At 61.3% G+C, this 23,092-nt stretch carries 24 protein-coding genes; 10 read left to right on the top strand and 14 right to left on the bottom strand.

Annotated elements, in window-relative coordinates; genetic code table 11:
• Positions 1-47: 47 nt before the first annotated feature.
• Complete coding sequence (locus AC0NIH_RS13835; RefSeq protein ID WP_473467323.1) at positions 48-242, bottom strand: DUF2934 domain-containing protein; 195 nt, start codon at positions 240-242, stop codon at positions 48-50.
• 211 nt (positions 243-453) lie between these two features.
• The gene (locus AC0NIH_RS13830) at positions 454-693 is read right to left on the bottom strand and encodes a DUF6894 family protein (protein WP_023766246.1); all 240 of its coding nucleotides are present in this window, start codon (positions 691-693) and stop codon (positions 454-456) included.
• A 186-nt stretch (positions 694-879) separates the two neighbouring features.
• On the opposite strand from AC0NIH_RS13830, the gene AC0NIH_RS13825 reads away from it, so the two are divergent.
• Entirely contained in the window at positions 880-1,599 is a 720-nt protein-coding gene (locus AC0NIH_RS13825; RefSeq protein WP_023779008.1) for a Crp/Fnr family transcriptional regulator, read from the top strand.
• Between the two features lie 105 nt (positions 1,600-1,704).
• On the opposite strand, the gene AC0NIH_RS13820 is transcribed toward AC0NIH_RS13825, so the two are convergent.
• Positions 1,705-1,950 (bottom strand): hypothetical protein, encoded by a 246-nt coding sequence (locus AC0NIH_RS13820; RefSeq protein ID WP_473467321.1) that lies wholly within the window; start codon positions 1,948-1,950, stop codon positions 1,705-1,707.
• Positions 1,951-2,047: 97 nt separating this feature from the next.
• Here AC0NIH_RS13820 and AC0NIH_RS13815 point away from each other — a divergent pair, with 97 nt between their 5' ends.
• Positions 2,048-3,058: a DUF1236 domain-containing protein gene (locus tag AC0NIH_RS13815; RefSeq protein ID WP_474025238.1), complete on the top strand. Its 1,011-nt coding sequence runs from the start codon at positions 2,048-2,050 to the stop codon at positions 3,056-3,058.
• A 163-nt stretch (positions 3,059-3,221) separates the two neighbouring features.
• Here the strand turns inward: AC0NIH_RS13815 and AC0NIH_RS13810 are convergent, their stop codons facing one another.
• The 4 genes from AC0NIH_RS13810 to AC0NIH_RS13795 all read right to left on the bottom strand — a co-directional run bounded on the left by AC0NIH_RS13810 (position 3,222) and on the right by AC0NIH_RS13795 (position 6,434).
• Entirely contained in the window at positions 3,222-3,839 is a 618-nt protein-coding gene (locus AC0NIH_RS13810; protein WP_473468997.1) for a flavodoxin family protein, read from the bottom strand.
• A 59-nt stretch (positions 3,840-3,898) separates the two neighbouring features.
• The gene (locus AC0NIH_RS13805) at positions 3,899-5,239 is read right to left on the bottom strand and encodes a PQQ-dependent sugar dehydrogenase (RefSeq protein WP_473469006.1); all 1,341 of its coding nucleotides are present in this window, start codon (positions 5,237-5,239) and stop codon (positions 3,899-3,901) included.
• A 5-nt stretch (positions 5,240-5,244) separates the two neighbouring features.
• Positions 5,245-5,691, bottom strand: a complete 447-nt coding sequence (locus AC0NIH_RS13800; RefSeq protein ID WP_031257806.1) for a DUF2231 domain-containing protein — start codon at positions 5,689-5,691, stop codon at positions 5,245-5,247.
• A gap of 131 nt (positions 5,692-5,822) precedes the next feature.
• A complete protein-coding gene (locus AC0NIH_RS13795) occupies positions 5,823-6,434 on the bottom strand; it encodes an alpha-ketoglutarate-dependent dioxygenase AlkB (protein ID WP_473469003.1) in 612 nt (203 codons plus the stop codon).
• A 289-nt stretch (positions 6,435-6,723) separates the two neighbouring features.
• Here AC0NIH_RS13795 and AC0NIH_RS13790 point away from each other — a divergent pair, with 289 nt between their 5' ends.
• A complete protein-coding gene (locus tag AC0NIH_RS13790; protein WP_473468995.1) occupies positions 6,724-7,326 on the top strand; it encodes a diguanylate cyclase in 603 nt (200 codons plus the stop codon).
• 232 nt (positions 7,327-7,558) lie between these two features.
• On the opposite strand, the gene AC0NIH_RS13785 is transcribed toward AC0NIH_RS13790, so the two are convergent.
• The 6 genes from AC0NIH_RS13785 to AC0NIH_RS13760 all read right to left on the bottom strand — a co-directional run bounded on the left by AC0NIH_RS13785 (position 7,559) and on the right by AC0NIH_RS13760 (position 15,567).
• Positions 7,559-8,800 carry an NAD(P)/FAD-dependent oxidoreductase gene (locus tag AC0NIH_RS13785; protein WP_473468993.1) on the bottom strand — a complete coding sequence of 414 codons (1,242 nt, stop codon included), beginning with the start codon at positions 8,798-8,800 and terminating at the stop codon, positions 7,559-7,561.
• Positions 8,801-8,804: 4 nt separating this feature from the next.
• Positions 8,805-9,521, bottom strand: coding sequence for a methyltransferase domain-containing protein (locus AC0NIH_RS13780; protein ID WP_473468992.1), 717 nt, complete (start codon positions 9,519-9,521; stop codon positions 8,805-8,807).
• A complete protein-coding gene (locus AC0NIH_RS13775; RefSeq protein ID WP_473468990.1) occupies positions 9,518-10,585 on the bottom strand; it encodes a type III polyketide synthase in 1,068 nt (355 codons plus the stop codon). The genes AC0NIH_RS13780 and AC0NIH_RS13775 overlap by 4 nt, the downstream gene beginning before the upstream one ends.
• Positions 10,586-10,808: 223 nt before the next feature.
• Complete coding sequence (locus AC0NIH_RS13770) at positions 10,809-11,822, bottom strand: L,D-transpeptidase family protein (RefSeq protein WP_473468988.1); 1,014 nt, start codon at positions 11,820-11,822, stop codon at positions 10,809-10,811.
• Positions 11,823-11,956: 134 nt separating this feature from the next.
• Positions 11,957-13,162, bottom strand: a complete 1,206-nt coding sequence (locus tag AC0NIH_RS13765; protein WP_473469001.1) for an acetate/propionate family kinase — start codon at positions 13,160-13,162, stop codon at positions 11,957-11,959.
• Entirely contained in the window at positions 13,159-15,567 is a 2,409-nt protein-coding gene (locus AC0NIH_RS13760; protein WP_473468986.1) for a phosphoketolase family protein, read from the bottom strand. Before AC0NIH_RS13760 ends, AC0NIH_RS13765 begins: the two co-directional genes overlap by 4 nt.
• A 302-nt stretch (positions 15,568-15,869) precedes the next feature.
• Between AC0NIH_RS13760 and AC0NIH_RS13755 the strand changes: the two genes are divergently transcribed.
• The 4 genes from AC0NIH_RS13755 (at position 15,870) to AC0NIH_RS13740 (ending at position 18,930) form a co-directional block, all read left to right on the top strand.
• Positions 15,870-17,861 carry a protein-L-isoaspartate(D-aspartate) O-methyltransferase gene (locus AC0NIH_RS13755; protein ID WP_473468985.1) on the top strand — a complete coding sequence of 664 codons (1,992 nt, stop codon included), beginning with the start codon at positions 15,870-15,872 and terminating at the stop codon, positions 17,859-17,861.
• A gap of 91 nt (positions 17,862-17,952) precedes the next feature.
• On the top strand, positions 17,953-18,159 hold the full coding sequence (locus tag AC0NIH_RS13750; RefSeq protein WP_473468983.1) for a hypothetical protein: 207 nt from the start codon (positions 17,953-17,955) through the stop codon (positions 18,157-18,159).
• 42 nt (positions 18,160-18,201) lie between these two features.
• A complete protein-coding gene (locus AC0NIH_RS13745) occupies positions 18,202-18,672 on the top strand; it encodes a YbhB/YbcL family Raf kinase inhibitor-like protein (RefSeq protein WP_473468981.1) in 471 nt (156 codons plus the stop codon).
• 96 nt (positions 18,673-18,768) lie between these two features.
• A complete protein-coding gene (locus AC0NIH_RS13740) occupies positions 18,769-18,930 on the top strand; it encodes a hypothetical protein (RefSeq protein ID WP_023779024.1) in 162 nt (53 codons plus the stop codon).
• Between the two features lie 62 nt (positions 18,931-18,992).
• Here AC0NIH_RS13740 and AC0NIH_RS13735 read toward each other — a convergent pair whose 3' ends face one another.
• Complete coding sequence (locus AC0NIH_RS13735) at positions 18,993-19,421, bottom strand: hypothetical protein (RefSeq protein WP_473468980.1); 429 nt, start codon at positions 19,419-19,421, stop codon at positions 18,993-18,995.
• A gap of 227 nt (positions 19,422-19,648) precedes the next feature.
• Between AC0NIH_RS13735 and AC0NIH_RS13730 the strand changes: the two genes are divergently transcribed.
• The 3 genes from AC0NIH_RS13730 to AC0NIH_RS13720 are packed head-to-tail and all read left to right on the top strand — an operon-like array spanning position 19,649 to position 23,043.
• Positions 19,649-21,919: a propanediol/glycerol family dehydratase large subunit gene (locus tag AC0NIH_RS13730; RefSeq protein WP_287274438.1), complete on the top strand. Its 2,271-nt coding sequence runs from the start codon at positions 19,649-19,651 to the stop codon at positions 21,917-21,919.
• Positions 21,916-22,335, top strand: coding sequence for a diol dehydratase small subunit (locus tag AC0NIH_RS13725; RefSeq protein WP_023779028.1), 420 nt, complete (start codon positions 21,916-21,918; stop codon positions 22,333-22,335). The genes AC0NIH_RS13730 and AC0NIH_RS13725 overlap by 4 nt, the downstream gene beginning before the upstream one ends.
• Positions 22,336-22,344: 9 nt before the next feature.
• Positions 22,345-23,043 (top strand): cysteine hydrolase family protein, encoded by a 699-nt coding sequence (locus tag AC0NIH_RS13720; protein ID WP_473468978.1) that lies wholly within the window; start codon positions 22,345-22,347, stop codon positions 23,041-23,043.
• Positions 23,044-23,092: the final 49 nt, after the last annotated feature.

Raw genomic sequence — 23,092 nt, 5'->3', positions numbered from 1 at the left:
ACAACGCTGCCCGACTTTGGTTGCCGGGATAATGAGATGGCGTGATTTTACGCCTTCGAGCTTTTTGAGCCTTCGTCGACTGTCGGGTCGGCCTCGACCGGACCGCGTTCGGTCTCCGGGTCCTCCGCTTCTATCTCCTGCACAGCCTGGTCCCAGTGTTCCTGCTCACGTCCGGTGGGCCGGCCTTCGCGTTCCCAGATTTCGTAGGCCCGCCGTTTGATGCGCTCTTCCCTGCTGTCCATGGATCCGATCCTCCAATCCACAGGTTCCAATCCCGAAAGGTATTTTTTGTTCCTCCATCGCCATGTGGAGGCTTGCTGTCGGTGCTGCGATCCCGGGCAAGGCGTATGTGGATATGGGATGAACCCGGTTGGTTATTTTCGTACCAAGTTTTTCGATAACAGCCCGCCACAAGATTCGATGCTGCCGCGAGCCCATGCATTGATGACGCTGTCAGGCGGTCCAGGCGGCGTTGAGGGTAAGAGACGCCTCGAGTACCTGCGTCCCACCCTTGTCGCGCATTTTAAGGGTTATCTTGACGAGATCGCGGTCCGGCATTTCATCGCGAGCAATGTCATGCAAGATGCGAATTGCTTCCGCTCTTGCCTGCTCTGGGGATTCAAACAGCTGCCCGTTCTCGTCCGAGACCAGGCCATCGCCATTATAGAGATCGAAATAGTAGCGTTTCATCATGTCACGCTGAAAGCCTCAGCGTTCTAAATCCGTCGACGTGCGAATGGTTCCCCGTGCGCACTGGCGTTTGCGCGAAAACTGGCGCAGCCTGTCAAATGATAGCGTTCGTCATCTTCCGAAGGCCTAGGGTTCGGCTTCCCGACACACAGGCGATCGGCTTCCCACTTCGATCGCCCCGAGGCCGCCATGCTGGAACCGCTTTATCTGCAACTTAGTCAGCATGACGATCTATCCAACGAAGAGAAGGCTCTGCTCGCCGAGACGGTCGCTTTTGGACGAGATTTTGAAAAGGGCCAGGATCTCGTCTCGACAGGATCGCGGCCAGCCTACAGCACCATGCTGCTCGACGGCCTGGCGGCACGCTACAAAGTGCTCGAGGATGGTGGCCGGCAGTTCACTTCCTTGCAAGTGCCTGGCGACTTCGTCGACCTCCATGCCTTCCTGCTCCGGAAGATGGACCACGGCATCGTCGCACTTTCGCCTTGCCGTGTCATGTTCGCGGACCACAGCAAATTGAAGGCGATTACCGAACAGGCTCCGCACCTGGCGCGGTTATTATGGCTCGACACACTGGTTGATGGCGCCATTCACCGCGAATGGATCGTGGCAATGGGCAGGCGCTCCAAGACTTCGCATCTCGCCCATCTCATATGCGAACTCTTCGTTCGCCTGCAGGTGGTCAAGCGTACCAGCGGCATGAGCTTCAACCTGCCCCTTTCACAAGCGGAGATGGCCGATGTGCTGGGGCTTTCGGTTGTGCATATGAACCGGGTCATCGGATCCCTGAAAAAGACCAAGGTCATCAGCTGGGTGAACCACACAGTCACCATTCTGGATTGGGATCAGCTTGCAGAGCTTGCCGAGTTCGATCCTACGTATCTGAGCATGAACAACGAACCCAGGTGAGCGCCTTGCTTCAAGTCGCAGTGCTGCGCATGGTATCCACTGACGGGCAACGTGCGGGACGTATCGTCATGTCCTTCCAAGCTCACGCATATATCGACCGGCCTGCTAAAGGCGCACGATAGCCGCAAGTTTCAAACGCCTGCGCTGGCCCTCTGCATAGGCAAGGGCAAGGGATTCGAGTTCGAACTGACGGCTGTCCTGTTGGTCGTCTCCGACCACACGGACGAACCATTCGCCGCACGCTTCGACGACCTCAATTCTCGGCTCGACGTCGGCGCCGCTGCGTTCGAACTCCTCGTCGTTTTCGCGTTGGAGATGAGCCACTCCTTCCTCCAGATTTGGCGAAAACATCAACGTCCCATCGCACCAAGGTCTGGTCATTTAAATTTGATGGTGCCGAATGACTTTTGGCAGTCCCTCGGTTTTATCCCGGAACCAACCCTTTTTTGTGAAGTTTTATCCGGTGAAGGGACGATTTTTTCAGGGAGATTTTCCTATGAAACATGTTCTCATCACCAGCATGCTGGCGATCGGGCTTGGCTGTGGAACGGCGATGGCTCAACAGCAGTCGGAAAGCCAGCAGGGAGCAGATACAAACTGCGCCGCCGGGGCGGCTAACTGCAAGACCGGAACGAAGACCGATGAGCAGGTCCAGGGCAAGGCCAAGATGAAGACCGATGAGCAAGCCCAGGGCAAGGCCGGCACCACCACGGACCAGCAGGCCCAGGGCAAGACCAAGATGAAGACCGATGAGCAGGCCCAGGGCAAGGCCGGCATTACCACGGACCAGCAGGCCCAGGGCAAGACCAAGATGAAGACCGATGAGCAGGCCCAGGGTAAGGCCGGCACTAGCACGGACCAGCAGGCCCAGGGCAAGACCAAGATGAAGACCGATGAGCAGGCTCAGGGCAAGGCCGGCGCCACCACGGACCAGCAGGCCCAGGGCAAGACCAAGATGAAGACCGATGAGCAGGCTCAGGGCAAGGCCGGCGCCACCACGGACCAGCAGGCCCAGGGCAAGACCAAGATGAAGACCGATGAGCAGGCTCAGGGCAACGCCGGCGCCACCACGGACCAGCAGGCCCAGGGCAAGGCCAAGGTCCAGACCGATGAGCAGGCTCAGGGCAACGCCGGCGCCACCACGGACCAGCAGGCCCAGGGCAAGACCTCTACGCAGGATAAGACTTCAACCGCTTCGATCAACAATGTGACGGTCGAGCAGAAAACCCAAATCACCCAGGTGATCAAGGAAACGAAGGTCGAGCCCGTAGCCAATGTCGACTTCGACGTTTCGGTGGGCATCGAGGTGCCGCGTCACAAGGTCAGGCTGCATCGCTTGCCGGCTCGCATCGTCAAGATTGTCCCGGCTTATGAGTCATATGAGTATTTCGTACTCGCCGACGGCCGGATCGTGATCGTCGACCCGGATACGTACAAGATCGTGCTCATTCTGACCTAGCAGGATACCCCGCAGCCCGTCTTGCCCGCGGCACGACGGGCTGCGTTATTGCCATCCGGCGATTACGGGCAATTACCGATGAAAGGCGAACCGGCGTGGCCTTCGGCTGGAGCATTCAGGCGCTTGGGACACCGAGTGCGAAAACCCCACCGCAAACCGACCTTCACCGCAAGACGCCAGGATAGGCTTCGCCTTTCAACAAGCTGGCGAGATGGGCAGCGTTGGAAGCAGCCATTTCGATCGCGGCGGCAACCTTTTCCGGCGTTTCAGGCAGGTCGACATAGTTGACATCGTTCATGGCCTCGCCGACCCAGTAGATTCCGCTATTGGCGGGAATGGTGAAGCCGACATCGTTCAAGGCTTGAAAGCATGCGGCATGGCAGTGATGCGCCCCATCCTCATTGCCGACAATGGCCACCAGAGCTACCTTTCCGGCTGCCGGCATGCGCCCCCGATCATCGGTTTCGTCCAAGAACGCGTCCATGCGCTCCATCACGCGCTTGGCAACGCTCGAGGGCTGACCGAGCCAGATCGGCAAACCAAGCACGAAAATATCGGCTGCCAGAATCTTATGTCTGAGTTTTGGCCAGTCGTCGCCCTTGCCCATGTCTGAAAGCACACCCGGCTTGATGTCGTGATCGAGCGAACGCACGATCTCGCCCTTGACCCCATGCGGCACCAGTGCCGCGAGAAGATCGGCGAGCAGGCGGTCGGTGGAGGATTTCTCCTTGTCGTCGGAGGCCTTGAGGGAGCAATTGAGGGCGAAGGCTGTCAGTTGCATTTGAACGTCCTTGACTGCTGCGAGGGCTACCCAATCACTCGGCATTGTTGCGGAAATATCTATCGGGATGCGGACGTCACGCGCCAGACCGTGTTTCCGACATCGTCCGCTATCAACAACGCACCCGCCTTGTCGACGGCAACTCCGACCGGCCGCCCATGCGCCTTGTTGTCGTTCTCGAGAAAACCGGTGACGACGTCTTGCGGCTTGCCTTCCGGATGACCGTCCTTGAACGCTACGAAGACGACTTTGTAGCCATTGAAGTGCTTGCGGTTCCAGCTGCCATGCTCGCCGACAAAGGCGCCGTTGCGATAGGAGTCCGGCAGGTTGGTTCCGGTGTAGAACACCAGACCCAAAGGTGCGACGTGGGAACTCAGGGCATAGTCCGGAGGGATGGCTTTCGCCACCAAGTCCGGCCGCCGCGGCATCACGCGCGGATCGACATGCTGGCCATAATAGCTGTACGGCCAGCCATAGAAGGCACCATCCTTGACCGATGTCATGTAATCGGGAACCAGATTGGGGCCGAGCTCGTCGCGTTCGTTGATGACTGCCCACAGCGCCCCGCTCTGCGGCTCCCAGCTCAGCCCGTTGGGATTGCGCAGCCCGCTCGCGAAAATGCGATAGCGCCCGGTGGCCCGGTCGACCTCCCAGATCGCGGCCCGGTCCTTCTCGGCCTGGATGCCGTTCTCCGTGATGTTGCTGTTGGAGCCGATGCCGACATAAAGCAGCGACCCGTCAGGACTGGCGACGAGCGACTTGGTCCAGTGGTGATCGATCGGCCCCCCGGGCAACGGTGTTAGTATGGTGCCGGGCGCGGTGATCTTGGTATCGCCGGTGGTGTAGGGGTAGCGCACGATGGCATCGGTGTTGGCGACGTAGAGATCGTTGCCGACCAGGGCCACGCCGAAGGGCGAATTGAGATGATCGAGGAATATGTCCTGGACATCGGGCATGCCATCGCCGTTCGTGTCGCGCAGCAGGGTGATCCGGTTGCTTCCCTCAGTTCCTCCGCCCGAGGTCGCCATGGACTCGATCCAGCCCATGACCAGGTCTTTCGGACGCTTGATTGCAGCACCGGGCGGCGCCACGGACTCGACCACGAGAATGTCGCCGTTCGGCAAAGTGTAGAGCGAGCGCGGGTGCTTCAGTCCTTTCGCGAAGGCCTTGATTTGCAGGCCCTTGGCGACTGTCGGCGTCTCATCCTGTTTCCATCCGACGACCGAAGCGACGTGCATCGGCGGAACAAGATACTGAGTCAGTTCTGGCAGTGTCGGGTTCGCTCCGACCTGATCGCCTGGGTCCGGCTCATCATTGCTGCACGCCGGCAGTGTGAGGAGCGAACCGCACAGCAGACCGAGACCAGCCGCGCGCTGGATATATCGGCTGGAAAACATCATGGCGCTCATTCGACCACCTCCACTCGATTGCGGCCGAAACTCCATTCCAGCAGACAGAGGAGGAGCAGGACGATCACCGCCGCGACTGACAGGGTGAGCCCTGTCGGCACGACCGAGGTCCAGGCATCGCGGCTGTGCACCAGCGCGTTGAAGAACGATATGACCAGCACGACGAGATTGCCGAGAAGCGAGGGCCACGCAGACCTTGCCGCACCGGAAAGTCGACCGGTGAACAAATCGACAAGCGCCAGCAGAACCGCGAGCACGCCCACGACCAGGCCGGCGAAAAGTAGCCAGGCGGAAAAATCGGCCCACATCATTTCCGCGCTTTGCCAGTAGGTTACGTCGGTCAGCAACGTGCCGATGAAACACGCATTGGCCACCGCCATCGGTGTTTTATGAAGCGGACGCCGGGAGATCACCAACTTGGATTGCGCACGGGCCACGGACATTCTCCACCTGTGAAAGTTGGACCTGTCTTCCAAACCAACTTGTGGTTGGGAGGTTCCCGGAACAGTTTGCGCTCAAGAACTCGTGATGGCATCGCAAAGCGATCTCAAAGCTCAGCAGGAGCGCATGCGATTCAAGAATTTTGAGACCGCAAAGTCCGCAAGGTGATCGAGTATCGATGCAGGTCAACCGGCGGAATGCTGTGCTCCCATTCCGTGCGCGAGGGTCCGGTCATCAGATAGGCCGACCTTGGCTCGACGACGATGGTCCGGCGATCCCATTTGGTGCCGTTCTTTCGCCGGAGCCGGAAGCTGCAGGGCGCCAGCAGCGAGACACCCGCCACGTCCTCGAAATGAGGCTTGTCACGGTGCCAGCCGATGCCGGCGCCAGGCCGATACTCGTTGATCAGCACCTGTGCGAAAGCTTCGGCCGGCCGTCGCGCAAGGGCTGCAACCTTTTCGCGCAGAGGCAACAGAAAGTCAGGTATTGCTGGCGCCTGCACGACCTCGCGCCGATCATAGTCGTAACGCAAGCCAAAACCGACGACCCGCCGGTTGGCCAAATGGCCATGGAAATCGAACGCCTGGAAAGGCAAAGCGCCCAGTTGCCTGGCGAGTTCGGTTTCTTCCCGTGGTGTGATCAATCCGGGCTGGTAGCGAAAACCTTCCGGCAGATCGTCGACAGCACCAAAGAGATCCTGCTGAACCGAGGATGAGCCGGGTGTTTTCGATTTGAACATCGACATCATGGCTAGATGGTGAAGGCCAGCCCGCCTGGCAATATCGGAACGAAACCACCAATCCCACGGATCGCCCTGCGGAGGACCGTGGGACTTTCGTTTCAATGCCAGGAGGCGATCGCTGATCGTGATCTCTTCGCGATGAGTCCGGAACCTGCCCGGCACCGCACCGTTGAAGTTTCGTCGAAGCGGGCAAAACACCGTCGTTCTTTACCGCTTGGCATGGTCGGGGTTTCCCCTGATCTAACCAATTGAACAGTGGCGCGAGCGCTCCGCCCAGCCACCGGGGACTGAAATGCTGTCCGATCCGACTGTCGTTATTTTGATGTACTTCATCCTGCCGCTCTGGCTCCTGGCCGGGTTCGCAGATTGGCTATGTCATCGCGCCTCGCATATCGAGACGACGACTGGCGCCAAGGAATCTCTTATTCATCTCCTGATGTTCGTTGAGGTCGGCATTCCGCTACTGGCGGCCATGTTCCTCGATATCAACGCCTTGATCATCGCCGGCATGCTTGTGGCATTCCTCGTCCACGAAGCCACGGCCATGTGGGATGTGCGCTACGCCACGACAGCACGAACCGTGACGCCGGTCGAGCAGCACGTTCACAGCTTTCTGGAGATGATCCCGCTGATGGGCATCATCATCGTGATCTCCCTGCACTGGGGTCAATTCCTCGCACTCTTCGGCTTGGGATCAGAGCCGGCACGAATCTATCTTGTCTGGAAATCGGAACCTCTGCCCGTCACCTACATCGTGACGATGCTTGTCATCATTCTGCTGTTCGAATTCCTGCCTTACATCGAGGAATTTGTCCGGGGGCTTCGCGCCAATGCCGGAAAACTCGTCCCTGAGAAGGCGCGGAAGGGAGACCCGGGACAGACCGCTCGTCGCTGACGGGCCGACGCCTTTCCCGGCGAGCGGGATTCCTCATCCGCCTGTCAGCTTCTGTTTGATCTTTCCAATGACTCCAGCTTCGTCATGCGAAGACCCCATAAAGCGTTTCTCTATCCCGGCCCATTCAGACATGCGCACACCGGAAGATCTTCAGGATCTGCCGAACGCACTTACCGGTGCGGATGCGGCTGGCGGTTCCCATCTGTTCCAAATCGCCATCAGATAGCGCCGGTCATGCAAGACCGGGAACTGGCCTCGTCTTGCCGCTCATTTGCGCGCCAAATGTCAGTGTTTGCGGGAAGTTCCGGACAGCCGCCGCCATCAATGCGGGACCGCCGGGGCCGAGCGCTATTCGGGCGATAGCCGCGGCAGCGTGGACGCGCGTCGAAAACAATCCTCGCCAGGCCGCTTGATAGCGCCTACCGGCAGCTTCGCGCCCTGCCCGACCGCTTGGCGCGCCAGCAAGTTCCCTGGCTAGCAGCCAACCAGACTGAAGCGCCATCGAGATGCCTTCGGCGATGATCGGATGAGACTCCCCGGCAGCATTGCCGACGCGAAAGATGTCCCTTTCATAACAGGCCCGGATACCGGGGCGGATCGGGCCGGCTGCGAGCCACCGTCCATCGAGACAGGCTCCATCCAGAGCATCGCTGACGCCCCGGCAAGAAGCCATGAGATGATGGAAGACCACGTCAGCGGCCGACACAGGGCTTGCGACGCCATCATGTCCGGAGCCATGTTTCCCGCGCAGTCGCGCGAGCATCTCGCGCCTTACGCAGCACGAGATCGACAGCCGGCCATGATCGGCCAAGACCATGCCGCCATAGCCGCCGGGAAACGCCAGCAGAGGCATCAGATCGGGCGCGAGCGTCGAGCCGGTGAAGTGCGCCTTGAAGCCGAGCAGGTCCGACGGATGACTGGTCTTTTCGAGCTGGCTTGGCAGCGGTCCCGGTTCCCAGGAACCATGCGCCGCGACAATCACCGGCGCCCGCAAGATCCTCGTCTCGTCGCCCGAATTCTCGCCCCTCGCCTGAATGCGCACCCTTTGCGTGTCCCCATCCCGATCCATGGCGACGGCCCGGCAAGGCTGGAAGATTTCGACGCCCGCCGATCGCGCCGCCTGCAACAGCAGCGCGTCGAGAACGTCACGGCCCAGCGCGCGGCCGAAACCTTCTTTTGCAGGACCATATTTTGCGTCCGGCATCGGCGCCTCGACGCAGGTCTCGCCGGAAAAGAAGCCTACGCGGCGGATTTCGGGGCCAGCATCAGCGCGCCAGGCATCGCCGATCTCCAATCGATCGAGAAGCACGAGATTGCTCGCCGAAATGTATTCGCCACAGACCTTGCGGCGCGGGAACGCGCTCTTTTCCACGATCGCCACGGACCACCCATGTCGGGCCAGTGTGAGTGCGGCGGAAGTGCCCGCCGGGCCGGCGCCGATGACGATCGCATCATGGGTCGATAGGTTGCTCACGGGTTCAACTCAAAACCGGCATTGTCGCTGACCCGACGAAGACATGGGAAAAAAGACCGGCGCGCCGTTCCTCGAGCGGCTTGCGACCGGCCGCGAGCCAGAGACCGGACAGTTCGCTGCCGCGAAAGCCGGCACGCACGCTCTGGGCCGCATCATGTCGCGTCACATCATTGACGCCGATCGCCGGCAGAAGGCGAGCCGCTGCCAGCGCCGGCATCGATCTCAGCGGTTCCGTCGCAAGCAGCAGCGGCGCCTTCGGCGCCAGCAGGGAAAACAGACGCACCAGACCGGCATCGTCGAAATGATGCAGGAACAGATTGACGGTGATCGCGTCGAACCGCTTGCCCCCGGCACCTTCCGCCCAGTCGAACACGTCGGCGGTGATGCCTTCGATGGTCCACCCCAGCCTGCCGAAATCGGCGGAGAGCTCAGCGGTGAGGAGACCGGCGCGATCGAGCATTGTCAATTCCACCTCGGGCCAATGCCTGGCCATGTGCCGCGCCACCGCCAGCATGAAGGTACCGTCGCCCGCACCTATCTCCAGAATGCGCCGTGGCGGCTTCGGCACGAATTTCCGCAGCAATGACGCCATGATCCGCGCCTGGAACATCAGCGCGTTGATGCAGCGGAGATCGCGGCGCGAGGCGAGCGCACGCGGATCGTCGGCCGCCAATCCGTCCAGGATTTCCGGGACAAGGCGACGTTGGTGCAGTTCGCTCATGATACTGTTCGAAAGAGCATGGTTTCAGCCGTCAGGCCGGGTCCGAACGACATGCCGCAACCGAGCAGGCCCGGCGCCGCCTTCAGCATCTCTTGCAGCGCGAACATAACGGTGGCCGACGACATGTTTCCGTATCGGCGCAACACCTCACGCGACGGCTTGAGCGCGGCCGGCGTGAGGTTCAGCGCCCTTTCAACAGCGTCGAGGATAGAGCGCCCGCCGGGGTGAACGGCCCACAGATCGATCGCTTCGGTCGGCCGACCGCCGAGGAAGGCGTCCTGGTTGCTCAACAACGCGTCGTGGATCGCCGCAGGAACCTGGCCAGAAAGAACCATGTCGAAGCCACGATCGCGAATGTCCCATCTCATCAGGTCCCGTCGCTCGTCCGCGACAACGCAGTGGAAACTGTCGAGCTTGATGCCGGGCGGTTCGGCGGTGACGAGCGCGGCCGCGCAGCCGTCGCCCCAAAGACAGAAGGACAGCAGCTTTTCCAGTTCGGTGGTTTCATTGAGATGCAAGGTGCAGAGCTCGATATTGACCAGCAAGACTCTCGATTGCGGGTCGGAGCGAACGATGTGGCGGGCCAGCTTTAGGCCATTTATCGCAGCGTAGCAGCCCATGAAGCCGATCATCGTGCGCTCGACCCTGTCCGACAGGCCGCAGCTCAGAACCAGGTCCAGGTCGATACCTGGCGCGGAAAACCCGGTGCAGGTGGTGACGATCAGATGGGTGATGCGCGACGCTTCGTCGCCAAGCTGCAATCCGTCGACGCCTTTTTTTGCCAGTACAGGAGCGGCTTCGCAAAACATCGCCATTCTCGCGGCCGTTCCGGGGAATGCGCCGCGGACAAAGGTTCCGGCACGGTCGACATACGCTCCTTCGGGGTCGATGGCAGGCGCAAAGCAGGAATAGCGGCTTTCGATGCCGGCAAGGCCGGCCATGCGTTCAAAGATCCTCCTGCGATTGGCAGCAAGCATGGAAGCCGCGAACCGCAGATAGAATTGATGAACTTCATGCTCCGGGACCGCTGTCGCGATCCGGTTGATATAGGCGTTGGCAGACATTTCCGGTCTCCTTGGGCGTCGTGCGCGGTGTCGCCGCTGCCGAAGGGTCTTTGCTCTACGGCACCAATGTCGGGGCGCCGGCTTTGAGCGTTGCCTGTCCCACAAACGTTTCCCAAAACGAGTTTCGTCCCGCCGTGCCAGATTCACCCGCCGGGCCAAATTCCAGGGGCAGCCTCCAACGACAGGAAGTTTTGGTGGCCGCCGTCACGGACACCGCTTTCGGCTAATGTGCTACTGCGGGCGGCTCGTTGCCGACGTCCGCCATCTCGTCCTTGAAGTTGACCGTGGTGCCTTCTTGCACCACGGAGGCGAGGTCTTCGGCATCCCAGTTGGTCAGCCGGATACAGCCGTGCGAGAAGGTCGTGCCGATCTTGCCGGGTTCGGGCGTGCCATGAATGCCGTAGCTTTCGATGGAGAGGTCGATCCAGACCGATCCCACCGGATTGTTCGGCCCGGCTGCGATAGTGAAGGGCCGCTTGGTCCTGACGCCCTTGAAAGCGAACTTCGGATCGTAGTGATAGGTGGGGTTGTGCACCACGCGCTTGACCTCTGCCGTGCCGCTCGGCGCCGGCTTCTCGTCGCTACCGATCGAGGCGGGGTAGACTGCGAGCCATTTGCCGGATGCATCGAGCACGCGCACTACGCGAGCGCCTTTGTCGACCTCGACGCCGGCAATGGCGGCTGGAGGATCGCCTCGGCCAACATCGGGCACCATCAACATCGTGCCTGCCTTCCGGAAGGTGGCGCCTGGATTGAGCATTTTCAGCAATTTTTCGCTGACATGGAAGCGCTCAGCCAGCCTCTCCATCGCGTTGCGATAGCCGAGCCGCCTTAGACGGGCCATCTTCTCCATGCGAGCCGGAATACGCTTGGTGAAAGGTCCGCGCACATCCTTGGGCGCCAGTTCGTAGGCAATCAAGGCCGGACGGGCGGAGGCTGCTACCAGCTTGTCCCAGGTCTCGCGTGTCAGCTTGCCATCCGCCTGGAGACCGTTCGCAGTCTGATAGGCACCGACCGCCTTGGCGAAGTTCTCCGACAGGCGGCCATCGATCAGGCCCGGCGAGAAGCGGGCGCGATCCAAAAGGATCTGCGCCCTCAGAACGGTCGGATCGACGCCTTTCGGCTCGCCGGCGGCGAATTGGGCCTGGTTGACGGCGTTAGGGTCCAGCTTGGCTGCGTCCGTCGCACCGCATGCAAGGGCGAGCGCAGCGGCGACGATAAGAAGGAGCCTGATCATCGATGTCACTTTCCTGGCTGCAACCAACCTGCTTCTATGACGCGGTACGGCCCAACTGGTTCCCTGGCTGTCAGATGCACCGTCGGCGTTAGGCGCAATATTATTGTCGGCAGGAGTTGGCAGACTTCTCCTGTTCAGGGCCGGAACTGGATCGCGTTTCCTTCAGGCTGCATCGCCACGCGGCTATGACGCGCAATGATTTTTTCCTCGTCAGTCGCAACCACGCGGATTTCCACCTTGCTGTCTGGACGACTGATGATCTCGGCGTGGGCGTCATTGGCATGTTGGTCAAGCGCCACGCCAAGCCACGTCAATTTCCCGCATATCGCCTTGCGGATGGGGGATGACCGTTCACCGATGCCGGCGGTGAACACCAGGCATTCGAGCCCACCCATCGTGTTCGCGAGTGCCGCCGCCTCCCTCGCCGCGCGGAAGGCGAAAAGCTCCATCGCCTCATCGGCGTGAGGGTCATCGCTCGCTTCCAGCGTCCGCATGTCGCCCGAAATACCGGATACACCGAGCAGTCCGGATCGCTCGTAGAGCATCGTCTGCAATTCGTCCGCCGCTACGCCTCTTTCCAACAGGAGATACAGCAGCACGCCGGGATCGATGGCGCCGCAGCGCGTACCCATGACAAGACCGTCGAGGGCGGAAAACCCCATCGTGGTATCGACGCTTTTGCCCCCGCGCAGGGCGCAAAGGCTCGCCCCGTTGCCGAGATGGGCGATGATGGTGCGTTTCGCCACGAGAGATGGCGATATCTCGCCGAGCCGCCCGGCGATATATTCGTAGGAAAGGCCGTGGAAACCGTAGCGGCGCAGGCCCTCTCCTTCATATTCGCGGGGAAGCGCAAAGCGCCGCACGAGCGGCTCGATCGTCCGATGGAAGGCAGTGTCGAAACACCCGACCTGTGGCAGGTCCGGTTGCAAGGCGGCTATGGCGCGGACCGGCGCGAGGCTGCGGGGCTGGTGCAGCGGAGCGAGCGGCGTCAGCCTGTCGATGGCCTCGATGATGGCTGGGGTCAACCGGACGGGTTCGATGAACTCGCTCCCGCCATGCACGATGCGATGGCCGGCGCAGATAAGTTTTCTTGCACCAAGTTCGCCCCGCACCCAATTCAGCATCTCGCCTATGGCTGTGTCACGCGGCTTGTCGGCGGTGAGTTGCCGGTCGCACAGCGCAGTTCCGTCGGCCGCTGTCGCGCGGAGTGTGGGTACGTCGCCCAGATCCAGCGTGCCGCGCGAAACGAGTTGTAGATCTTGCGGCGAAGCAAGATCGTAAAGCGCGAACTTGATACTGGACGAGCCGGCATTCAATGCCAGGATCGATTGGCGCATCATTGGCGGACCTTTGCCGCGTTCGCGGGCCAGCTCCATTTCTGGATTTCGGGCATGTCTTCGCCATGCTCGCGGACATAGGCCTTGTGCTTCACCAGCCGGTCGTGGAGTTCGCCGGCAAGGCGTTTGGTCCTTTCGGCCAGCCCCGGCACGCGCTCGATGGCGGCAAGCGCGAGGTGGTAGCGATCGAGTTCGTTGAGCACCACCATATCGAACGGCGTAGTTGTGGTGCCCTCCTCGCGGAAGCCGTGCACATGCATGTTGTCATGGTTGGCGCGGCGATAGGTCAGGCGATGGATGAGATAGGGATAGCCATGATAGGCGAAAATGACCGGCTGTGTTTTCGTGAACAACGCGTCGAAAGCCTGGTCGGCGAGACCGTGCGGATGCTCGGTGTTCGACTGCAACGTCATCAGGTCGACGACGTTGACGACGCGGATTTTCAGGTCGGGGATCGCGGAGCGCAGAATGTCCGTCGCGGCCAGCGTTTCCAGCGTCGGCACGTCTCCGGCGCAGGCCATGACCACATCCGGCTCCTCGCCCTTGGCCACGGTGCCGGCCCATTCCCAGATCCCCGCGCCCGCCTTGCAATGGGCTTCGGCTTCCTCGACGGACAGCCATTGCGGCGTCGGCTGCTTGCCGGCTGTGACGACGTTGATGCGGTTATAGGTCCTCAGGCAATGGTCGGTAATCCACAGCAGCGTGTTGGCATCCGGCGGGAAGTAGAGCCTGACCGTATCGGCCTTCTTGTTGGCGACTAGGTCGGCAAAACCCGGATCCTGATGACTGAAGCCATTGTGGTCCTGGCGCCAGACATGAGAGGTCAAGAGATAGTTGAGCGAGGCGATCGGCTTGCGCCAGGCGAGTTCGCCGGAGGTCTTCAGCCATTTGGCATGCTGGTTGACCATGGAATCGACGATATGGATGAAGGCCTCGTAGCATGAGAACAGTCCGTGACGGCCGGTGAGCAGATAACCTTCGAGCCAGCCCTGGCAGAGATGCTCGCTCAGCACTTCCATGACGCGGCCGTCGCGCGAAAGATGGACGTCGTAGGGCCCGATGCCCTCCATCCAGACCCGATCCGTGACCTCGAACACATCATCGAGGCGATTGGACGACGTCTCATCCGGTCCCATGAGCCGGAAGTTTCGCGCTTTGGCATTAAGGCGGAACACCTCGCGAAGGTAGCTTCCACAAATCCGCGTCGCTTCGGCAACGACCCCTCCCGGCCGGGGCACTTCCAGCGCCAGGCTTTTCCAGTCCGGAAGCACAAGGTCGCGCTTCAACAGCCCGCCATTCGCATATGGGCTCGCGCCCATGCGCTTTGATCCAGTCGGAGCCAGCGCAGCGAGTTCCGGCAGAAGGTGCCCGTTTTTGTCGAACAGTTTCTCCGGCTCATAGCTTCGCATCCAGGTTTCGAGGATCTTGCGGTGTTCCTCATTTCCCCGCGCGTTCGACACCGGCACTTGATGCGCACGCCAGAAGCCTTCGACCTTCTCGCCATCGACCTCCTTTGGTCCGGTCCAGCCCTTGGGGCTGCGCAGCACGATCATCGGCCACAGCGGACGCCCGCCACGCCATCCCGGAGACCGGGCCTGTTCCTGAACGGACCGGATGCGATCGAGCACCGTGTCGAGCGTCCCGGCCATGGATTGGTGCATGGCAAGCGGCTCGTGGCCTTCCACGAAGAATGGTTCGTAGCCATAGCCGGCGAAAAGGTTTCGCAACGCCTGGTCGTCCATGCGGCCAAGGATTGTTGGATTGGCGATCTTGTAGCCGTTAAGATGCAGGATCGGCAGGACGGCACCATCCGACCCCGGGTTCAGGAACTTGTTGGAATGCCATGACGCCGCGAGCGGACCGGTCTCGGCTTCGCCGTCGCCAACGACGCAGGCAACCACCAGATCCGGGTTGTCGAAGGCCGCACCAAAGGCATGGACCAACGCATATCCGAGTTCGCCGCCCTCATGGATGGAGCCGGGCGTTTCGGGCGCGGCGTGGCTTGGCACGCCGCCGGGGAAGGAAAACTGCCGGAACAGTTTCCTCAGACCGTCCTCGCCCTGCCCGATATCAGGATAGATTTCGCTGTAGGTGCCCTCGAGCCAGGTGTTGGCGACCATCGCGGGACCACCATGGCCGGGGCCGCAAATGAACAGGATATCGAGTTCGCGTTCGCGGATGACGCGGTTCAGATGCAGGTAGAGAAAATTCAGGCCCGGCGTCGTGCCCCAATGGCCAAGCAGCCGCGGCTTGACGTGCTCGGCCTTCAAGGGTTTGCGCAACAGCGGATTGTCGAGGAGGTAGATCTGGCCGACCGAGATGTAGTTCGCGGCACGCCAGTAGCGGTCCATGAGATCGATCCGTTCGAGGCCGATCGTCCGCGGCGTTGCACCAGCCTTGTCGTTCATTGCCCAACCTCCGGTACCGGTTCTCCAGCAGCGCTTCGCTGCAGGTAACTGGAGCGGCTGCGCGCCCGAGCAAGCTCTGATCCGCCATCAGGGCCGGCTTCGAACCGCGCACTGCCTAGCAAGAAAGGGCCGTTCGCGATTCACAATGAGCTGGCGGCCTGTGCGGGGAATTGTGGGAACCTTGAAGTCCTCCAGCGGTTAGACAGCCGAGCTCAAGGCGATCGCTAAGGTGCCGCGAAGGATATCCTCCAGGCGTCGCGGACAAGCGATCACCAAAGGGCGGCCACCAAACGGAGCTGGAAATGCTCGATCTCTCCCGTGCCCGCGATCGAATGGTCAAAGTACATGTCGGCCGGCGTGGCATCCGCAATCGCGAGATTCTGCAGGCCATGCGCGAAGTTCCGCGCGAGGCTTTCGTCGATCCTGGCTTCGAAGAGTTCGCTTATGAAGACGGACCGCTGCCGATTGCGGACGGACAGACGATATCCCAACCTTATATCGTTGCACTCATGATCGAGATGGCGGATGTCAAAGCCGGTGATCACGTGCTCGAAGTTGGTACCGGTTCGGGCTATGCGGCCGCCGTGATGAGCCGGATCGTCGAACATGTCTACACGATCGAGCGTCATCCCGGTCTGGCCAAGTCGGCAAAACAACGTTTTGAAAAGCTGGGCTATCGCAACATCGAGGTCCGCACAGGCGATGGCACCAAGGGCTGGCCGGAGGCCGCACCATTCGATGCCATCGTGGTCGCGGCCAGCGGACCGGGTGCGCCGCTGGCTCTTCAGGAACAACTCGATGTCGGAGGCGTCCTTGTCGTTCCTGTCGGCGACGATCCGGATTTGCAGCGTCTGCTAAAGGTCACACGCACGGGCGCTTCGACTTACAGCGAAGAGGACTACGGCGGTGTGCGGTTCGTCCCGCTCATCGGCGAACAAGGTTGGCCGGAGGGCGACAAGCTGGCCGAGGCCGATCGGCCGCTCCGACATCCGCCTCCCGTCAGCCTGCCCGATATGATCGCGAGGGCGGCTGAACCGCTTCCGGATTTCGACGACCCGACCTTTGGCGAATTGTTCGATCGGTTTGCCGACCGGCGCGTCGTCCTGCTTGGCGAGGCAAGCCATGGCACGTCCGAATTCTACAAGGCCCGCGCGGCAATCACCCGCAGGCTCGTCGAACGGCACGGTTTCAGCATTGTCGCGGTCGAGGCGGATTGGCCCGATGCCGCCGAGATCGACCGCTACGTTCGCCGTCGTCAGCCGCAAGCCGGCGCCATTGCGCCATTTCAGCGGTTTCCGACATGGATGTGGCGAAACACCGATTTTGCGGCTTTCGTCGAGTGGATGCGCCACCACAACGAGAAGCTTGAGCCATCAGGGCAAGCGGGGTTCTACGGCCTCGACATCTACAATATGAGCGGGTCCATCGCCGCGGTTCTCGACTATCTCGACCGGGTCGACCCGCAGGCGGCGAAGGTCGCGCGCGAGCGCTATGGCTGCCTGACACCTTGGCAGAACGAGCCATCCACCTACGGCCGCGCGGTGCTCACCGCCGGCTATCAAAAATGCGAGAAAGCGGTGCTTGAGCAATGCCGGGACCTGCTCGCCAGACAACTCGAATATGCAAGGCAGGACGGTGTGGATTTCCTCGACGCCAGCCAGAATGCCCGGCTGATTGCCGCCGCCGAGCGGTATTACCGGATCATGTACTATGGCGGCGCTGAATCCTGGAACCTGCGTGACACCCATATGTTCGACACGCTGGAACATTTGCTGGATGCTGGCGGCCCGAGCTCCAAGGCCATCGTGTGGGCGCATAATTCGCACATCGGAGATGCCCGCTACACCGAGATGGGTGTCGTCAGGGACGAACTGAATATCGGCCAACTCTGCCGGCAGCGTTTCGGCGATGAGGCCGCGCTGATCGGCTTTGGCACCCATTCCGGCACCGTGGCTGCCGCCAGCGACTGGGATGGGGAGATGGAGGTGAAGCAGGTTCGCGCCTCCCACCCCGACAGCTACGAGCGGCTTTGCCACGATAGCCGCGTGCCGCGTTTCCTGCTCGACTTGAGGCGCGACGAAGCGCTGCGCGAGCGCCTGCTGGAACGCAGGCTGGAGCGCTTCATTGGTGTGATCTACCGGCCGGAAACCGAGTTGCGCAGCCACTATGCCGACGTCTCCTTGCCCCGGCAATTCGACGCGTTCGTGTGGTTCGACAAAACCGCGGCGGTGACGCCGCTTGGCCCGGAACACGCAGGAACCGGTGTTCCCGACACTTATCCGTTCGGGCTTTAGCCGAGGCGGACAGCGAGCCCATGAAAGAGGCCGGAGCAATTCATCCGGCTTGCGGTTTTGAAACCGAAAACCTCTTCGAAGGAGTTTTCTGATGACCGGAACCAAGCATCCAAAGTGGAAGAAACCGAGCGATGCCGACTTGGCGAACAACCCTGGTATCGGCACCTCGAAGGGAACGATCAAGGAAGGCGAAGAGTTCGAGCTTGAAGGCCAGAACACGGTTGAAGGCGACGTCGAAAACGACACCAATGCCGCCGGCGGGATCAATCCGAGACAGAAGATGCGGACCAACAAATAGCGTGCCGATGCACGCGATCAACTGTTGCCGTAGGAGTGAAGCATGCCCCTCACACTCAGCAGTACCGCCTTTGCCGAAGGCCGACAGATTCCCGACAAATACACCCGAGACGGCAAGAACGTGTCTCCGCCGCTGAAGTGGGCTGGTGTGCCGGCCGACACGAAGAGCCTCGTTCTCGTCGTCCAGGATCCTGATGCCCCAAGCGGCATGTTCGGCCATTGGGCAGTGTTCAACATCTCCCCCGACACCCGCGAACTTCCCGAGGCGGAAAGCGGCAAGCCGGGTCCGCAGGCCCTCAGGCAAGCCACGAACGATTTCGGAAACGCCTATTATGATGGCCCTCAACCACCCGTCGGGCATGGCGTTCATCACTACCATTTCCGGCTGGCTGCGCTCGACACGCCGAGCCTTGCCATCCCGGCGAGCGCGGGCGTCGAACGGATCTGGCAGGAGGCGCAAAAACACGCGCTTGAGCAAGCCGAACTTGTCGGAACATACGAACGCGGCCGGTAGTTCGAGTGCCATCAAACGAGTCCAATCGCGTCACCCATGTCGTCATGAGCGGAACGGTTCTTCTCCTTGCCGATTGTCTGGGAAAGGAGATGTGCCATGTTTGAAAGTGTCATGTGGTTGCTTGTCGTCGCCGGTGGGCCATTGTTGCTGGTCATATTGATGGCCTATGTTGTTGCGAGGCGTCGCCGTCCTGGCCCCGCCGAACGCAGGGAAAGCGACCGGGCGACCGACCGGCTGTATCACGAGGACAAGGGTTGATCCCCGCGTCGGGTAACGAAGACCTTATATCGGCTCAACCAGACGACGATCCCCGCCTCCGGTCAGCGCATTATCGTTTGCTTCAACCACGTAAAGAACCTGCCGCTAATCGCTGAGCGGACCCGGCTGGCGGCCCAGCGCGCTTTCATGGTTGAGCCGACGTGGCAATCGCAGACGATGTCGTGCAGCTGCCAGTCGTTCAGCTCGAAAAAGCGCTTTGCCTCGCCATACGTATCGTCTTTCAAACCCGATGCGCGCAGCACCGGATCTTCGAAGGCAACCGAAATTGCCGATCCCTCGCCCCGCATCGTTGCGCGTGCTCCAGGGTGAAGATGTTCGGTGCCTGCAAACGCGCCCAGGCATCGCTCGGGATTACGCTCCAGCAGTTCAGCCCAGCGCTCTATGCGCTGATTTCGTGTCATTGCGGAATATGCAGCCGAGGATTCAATCTTGGCGACGGCATGCAGTTGGTCGAGTGTCTGATGTTTCATGGCCGGCTCCTTTCAGGAGTGAAAAGCCCACCCCCTCAGGAGAATTATCGCGCTGTGATGCCTCGACAAGAGCGGGAGATCGAAGCGGTCGAGATCGTAAATGGCCAGAAAGCGTTCAATGGCGCGGGTCGATGGCATCGGCCAGGGGATCCAGGGCTGTTCGATCCGGGCCATTGTGCGACGAGCGGGCATTCAATAGTCTTTCCGCTGGGTCGAGGAACGCATGCATGACGCCGAAACTGAACCGTTGGAAGCGCTTCGCCGACTGGGACGAGCGGCCGTTGCGGCTGGACAAGTTCGCGGCTGAAGACCCCGCCAATGGCTTCTCAGCCTTCTCCAGCCCGGCCGATCCCAAACCCGGCATCGGCATCCAGGGCGGGCGCGTCGTGTCCCTTGATGGCGTGCTCGAGCACGATTACGACATGATCGACCGGTTCATAGCCCGCCATCACATCGACCCGGAGGTGGCGCCTGAAGCGATGGCGCTGGACTCGGCGACCGTCGCACGCTGGCTGGTCGACATGAATGTGCCGCGCGAAACACTGGTGCGGCTCGCGCATGGCATGACACCCGCCAAACTCGCCGAGGTCGTGTCGCAGCTCAACGCGTTGGAGATCGCCTTCGCCTATTCGAAGATGCGGGCACGCAAGACGCCGGGTAACCAGGCGCATGTGACCAACGCCAAGGACGACCCGCTGCAGCTCGCCGCCGACGCCGCAACCGCCGTCGCCTTCGGTTTCGACGAGATCGAGACCACGATGCGCGTGTCGCGCAACGCCTGGTCCAACGCGGTGGCGTGCGCGGTGGGCGGCGCCGTCGGCCGCTGGGGAACGTTGTTCCAATGCTCCAGCGAGGAGGCGGAGGAGCTGCGCATCGCCATGGCCGGCTTCACGTCCTATGCCGAAACCGTTTCCGTCTACGGTACCGAAAAATCGTTCACCGATGGCGACGACACGCCGTGGTCCAAGGCATTTCTCGCCGCCGCCTATGCATCGCGCGGCGTGAAGATGCGCTGCACGTCGGGTGCCGGCTCCGAATTGCTGATGGGCTTCCACGAGGCAAAGTCGCTGCTTTACCTGGAGGCACGCTGTCTCTGCCTGCAACGCGGCATGGGGGTGCAGGGTACGCAAAATGGCGGCATCGACGGGGCGCCTTTGACCGCCACCATACCTGGTGGCGTCCGCGAGCTGATGGCAGAGAACCTCATCGCCGTCTGGCTCGACCTCGAATGCGCATCCGGCAATGACGCGCGCTCCACCGAATCCGAGATTCGCGTCGGCGCAAAGATCCTTCCCTACCTGATTGCCGGCTCGGACCTGATCTGCTCGGGGATGGGATCGATCCTGAAATACGACAATTCATTCAACCCGTCGCTGATCAACGGCGAGGAGTTGGAAGACTATCTGGTGCTGCAGCGCGATTTCGAGGCCGATGGCGGATTGACGCCACTGCCCGAGTCACGCGCGATCGAGTTGCGCGAGCGGGCGGTGGAGGCGATCGCCGCAGTGTTCGAGGAACTCGGTCTGTCGACGCCGACCGAGGACATGAAGACCAGTGTGGTCTACGCCTCCGGCTCCGACGATACGCGCAGCCTGATGCCGCGCGACGTGAGCTTCATCAGCGAGGCCATCAAGGAGCGTGGCATCACCGTGATCGACGTGGTCAAGGTGCTGGCCAACCGGGGTTTCCGCGAAGAGGCCGAGAACCTGCTGAACGTGGTGAAGCTGCGCCTTTCAGGCGACTATCTTCAGACCTCGGCCATGATCCGCAACGGGCGCATCGTCAGCGCGGTGAACGACCCGAACGACTATCTCGGTCCAGGCTCCGGCTATCGCGTGTCTGAAGAACGGCGGCTCCAGCTCAACGACATTCGCGATGTGCTGGACCAGAAGGAAGTGTTGCGTTCGGAGGCGCTGCACGAGAAAGACGAGGCGAGACATATCCGCTATCGCAACGTTGGCCCCGCGGCCAATGGATCGGCGAAGGACGACGTGGTCATCGGCATCAGCCCGGCCTTCGGGCTGAAGCTTTACCGGACGACGGCCGGGCATCGGCTTTCCGAGGTCCTTGGCGCCATGCTGGATGCAATTCGCGGGCGCGGGCTCAAGGCGCGCGTCGTTCGCTTTCGCCACACGGCCGATACCTCCTTCCTCGGCCTGTCCGCCGCTCGGCTTGCCGGCAGCGGCATCGGCATCGGCATCCAGGCCAAGGGCACGGCTGTCATCCATCAGCGCGACCGCCAGCCGCATAACAACCTCGAACTGTTTTCCAATGCGCCGATCACCAGGCTCGAACATTATCGCGCGTTGGGTGCCAATGCGGCCGCCTATGCGCTGGGCGAAATGCCGGAGCCCATCGTGGTGCCGCAGCGGGGCGAGGCCATGGGTTCGCGCTACCACGCCCGCGTCGCCCTTATCTATGCCATCGAAACCGGGCTGACCGAGGCTGGTGCGGCTCCCGAAGAGGTCGATGTCACGCTGACGGGAGCGAAATCGTGACCCATACCCGCGCCGACTATCCACTTGCCGAAACACAGCCCGGAGAGGTGACCGGCAAGCACGGCAAGGCGCTTTCACAGATAACGCTGGATGCGGTGCTTGCCGGCGAGGTCACGATGGAAGACCTTCGCATCACGCCGCAAGCGCTGCAGGCTCAAGCCGATGTGGCGCGCGACGTCGGAAGGCCGACACTGGCCCTCAACTTCGAGCGCGGGGCGGAGCTCGTCGAGGTGCCGCAGGATTTTATCATGCAGGTCTACGAACTGCTGCGCCCCGGCCGTGCCAAGTCCAAGGAAGAATTGCTCGAGGCCGCCGCCACGATGCGCGATACCTACCAGGCCGAACGCATCGCCCGTTTCATCGAAGAAGCCGCCGAGACCTATGCGGCGCGCGGCCTTTTCACATTCCGCTTCTGAAAGGATCGCATGAGCTGGAAAACCGGATACCGTTCGCTCTACTACCTCGGTGCACCCGAGCCGGATGATCCGGTGCTGGTGCCGGCGCAAACCGCCATCCTGGTCATCGACGTTCAGAACACATACCTGGAACGGCCGGATCGCGCCTCGCTTCCGCCAGAAGAACAGCATCGGTACGATCTGTGGACGCCGTTCCACGAGCGCATGCACGGCACGGTCATACCGAACACGGCAAGACTGCTCGATCTGGCACGGCAAAATGGCATCGAATGCCTTTTTGCCCGTATCGCCAGCCACACCAACGACGGCCGCGACCGTTCGCTCTCTCAGAAAATGCCGGGCTGGAACAATTTGCTGCTGCCAAAGAACGACGCGCCGTCGCAGCTGGTTGCCGAGCTTCAGCCGGCCGGCGACGAAATCGTGGTCACCAAGACCACCGATTCAGCGCTGACAGGAACAAATCTGCGCCTGATTCTGCACAATCTCGGCATCAGGAATGTCATCTGCTGCGGCATCTTCACGGACCAGTGTGTGTCCTCGACCGTGCGCAGCCTGGCGGATGAGAGCTATGCCGTCATCGTGATCGAGGATTGCTGCGCGGCGGCGACCGAGGAGCTTCATCGCAAAGAACTCGAAATCATCAACATGATCTACTGCCACGTCATGTCGAGCGGCGAGCTATGCAAAATCATGGACTTGGCAAAGTGACGCAGCGTCCGTAGTGTGATGGCTGCACACGCAGGCTGGGACACATCGG

It is taken from the genome of Mesorhizobium sp. WSM1386, from assembly GCF_055901595.1.
This window is presented reverse-complemented; position numbering and strand designations above follow the sequence as displayed.

Coding starts and splice junctions, on each gene's coding strand:
- AC0NIH_RS13775 (WP_473468990.1), bottom strand. CDS start 10,585: ATGTCTGCCAACGCCTATATCAACCGGATCGCGACAGCGGTCCCGGAG.
- AC0NIH_RS13720 (WP_473468978.1), top strand. CDS start 22,345: ATGAGCTGGAAAACCGGATACCGTTCGCTCTACTACCTCGGTGCACCC.
- AC0NIH_RS13750 (WP_473468983.1), top strand. CDS start 17,953: ATGACCGGAACCAAGCATCCAAAGTGGAAGAAACCGAGCGATGCCGAC.
- AC0NIH_RS13820 (WP_473467321.1), bottom strand. CDS start 1,950: ATGTTTTCGCCAAATCTGGAGGAAGGAGTGGCTCATCTCCAACGCGAA.
- AC0NIH_RS13835 (WP_473467323.1), bottom strand. CDS start 242: ATGGACAGCAGGGAAGAGCGCATCAAACGGCGGGCCTACGAAATCTGG.
- AC0NIH_RS13830 (WP_023766246.1), bottom strand. CDS start 693: ATGATGAAACGCTACTATTTCGATCTCTATAATGGCGATGGCCTGGTC.
- AC0NIH_RS13795 (WP_473469003.1), bottom strand. CDS start 6,434: ATGTCGATGTTCAAATCGAAAACACCCGGCTCATCCTCGGTTCAGCAG.
- AC0NIH_RS13740 (WP_023779024.1), top strand. CDS start 18,769: ATGTTTGAAAGTGTCATGTGGTTGCTTGTCGTCGCCGGTGGGCCATTG.
- AC0NIH_RS13730 (WP_287274438.1), top strand. CDS start 19,649: ATGACGCCGAAACTGAACCGTTGGAAGCGCTTCGCCGACTGGGACGAG.
- AC0NIH_RS13745 (WP_473468981.1), top strand. CDS start 18,202: ATGCCCCTCACACTCAGCAGTACCGCCTTTGCCGAAGGCCGACAGATT.
- AC0NIH_RS13755 (WP_473468985.1), top strand. CDS start 15,870: ATGCTCGATCTCTCCCGTGCCCGCGATCGAATGGTCAAAGTACATGTC.
- AC0NIH_RS13770 (WP_473468988.1), bottom strand. CDS start 11,822: ATGATCAGGCTCCTTCTTATCGTCGCCGCTGCGCTCGCCCTTGCATGC.
- AC0NIH_RS13760 (WP_473468986.1), bottom strand. CDS start 15,567: ATGAACGACAAGGCTGGTGCAACGCCGCGGACGATCGGCCTCGAACGG.
- AC0NIH_RS13790 (WP_473468995.1), top strand. CDS start 6,724: ATGCTGTCCGATCCGACTGTCGTTATTTTGATGTACTTCATCCTGCCG.
- AC0NIH_RS13800 (WP_031257806.1), bottom strand. CDS start 5,691: ATGTCCGTGGCCCGTGCGCAATCCAAGTTGGTGATCTCCCGGCGTCCG.
- AC0NIH_RS13780 (WP_473468992.1), bottom strand. CDS start 9,521: ATGAGCGAACTGCACCAACGTCGCCTTGTCCCGGAAATCCTGGACGGA.
- AC0NIH_RS13825 (WP_023779008.1), top strand. CDS start 880: ATGCTGGAACCGCTTTATCTGCAACTTAGTCAGCATGACGATCTATCC.
- AC0NIH_RS13765 (WP_473469001.1), bottom strand. CDS start 13,162: ATGATGCGCCAATCGATCCTGGCATTGAATGCCGGCTCGTCCAGTATC.
- AC0NIH_RS13810 (WP_473468997.1), bottom strand. CDS start 3,839: ATGCAACTGACAGCCTTCGCCCTCAATTGCTCCCTCAAGGCCTCCGAC.
- AC0NIH_RS13805 (WP_473469006.1), bottom strand. CDS start 5,239: ATGATGTTTTCCAGCCGATATATCCAGCGCGCGGCTGGTCTCGGTCTG.
- AC0NIH_RS13735 (WP_473468980.1), bottom strand. CDS start 19,421: ATGAAACATCAGACACTCGACCAACTGCATGCCGTCGCCAAGATTGAA.